At 67.0% G+C, this 533-nt stretch carries 1 protein-coding gene; it reads right to left on the bottom strand.

Annotation, left to right across the window (positions count from 1 at the left end; translation table 11 throughout):
* Positions 1-447, bottom strand: a 447-nt coding sequence (locus F8271_RS31765) for a DUF4158 domain-containing protein (RefSeq protein ID WP_151493441.1), incomplete at its 3' end; no start/stop codon positions are given.
* Positions 448-533: the final 86 nt, after the last annotated feature.

Here is a 533-nt window from a genome sequence, read left to right on the forward strand (position 1 = left end):
CTGCTCGAACAGCGCCACCGCGCCCTCGGCGTGGATCCAGGCCCGGGCGGACACGAACTCCACGAGCGGGTCGTGTACCCCCGGGTCGGCGAAGTCGCGGTACCCGAACGCCGCCCGGATCTCCCACGAGTGCTCATACGCCGTCGGTCGTCGCTCGGTGTACCGCTTAATGACCGAGGGGTCCGCGATGTCCAACTGGCTGGCGATGTACTCCACCGCTGACCAGGGCGCATCCAGCGGGTCCTCGGTCAGGAAGTGACCCAGGTAGCGCACGGTCCCGATCTGAAGCCCGAACCCGAGCCGGTTGTGCGCCCCGCGCTTGTTCGCGATCAGGTCCAGCGCGGTGCCGTCGAGCACAAAGAAGCCCTCCAACTCCGAGCGGGTGAGGTCGCCAACGAACCGCTCGTACGCGACGGCCTGATCATCGGATAGGAACTCGACGGGCACAGCCGGACACCGTACGGGCCCTCACCACGCGCTCGCCGCCCCACCCCCAAGATCATCCTTAGCGTTAATTCCTGGACGGATCTTCC

It is taken from the genome of Micromonospora sp. ALFpr18c (assembly GCF_008868155.1).
In the GTDB taxonomy this organism is placed as follows: Bacteria; Actinomycetota; Actinomycetes; order Mycobacteriales; family Micromonosporaceae; genus Micromonospora.